This window comes from Halomonas sp. SIMBA_159 (assembly GCF_046536035.1).
In the GTDB taxonomy this organism is placed as follows: Bacteria; Pseudomonadota; Gammaproteobacteria; order Pseudomonadales; family Halomonadaceae; genus Vreelandella; species Vreelandella venusta_A.
The window spans coordinates 1-268 of sequence record NZ_JAWJBT010000694.1; the positions used below are offsets into that span (position 1 = coordinate 1).

The 268-nt window shown below is 53.7% G+C and carries 1 pseudogene; it reads left to right on the forward strand.

Features of this window, described 5'->3' with window-relative positions:
• Positions 1 to 13: 13 nt before the first annotated feature.
• Positions 14 to 268 (forward strand): annotated as a pseudogene (locus tag R0J87_RS20975) (hypothetical protein); the annotation flags it as partial.

Genomic DNA, 268 nt, shown 5'->3' on the forward strand with positions numbered 1-268 from the left:
AGCGATATATGGTGTGACGCCGGAGCAGGTAAAAGATGATGCCAGTTTAGTGTTCGCTAAACTGTATGCCGCTGATTTACCCGCTTTGGCTGCCAGTATAGAGTTGTCCAGCCGGGAGTTAAGCATGTGGCAGCATGAGTACCGGGTGTACCGCGATGATGGTGCTCTGTCCTGGCTGGCGGGCCGGGCTGTACCTGAGCGGATGCCGGATGGCAGCACGCTCTGGCATGGGTATATTCAGGACATTACTGAAACAAAGCAGTATTAC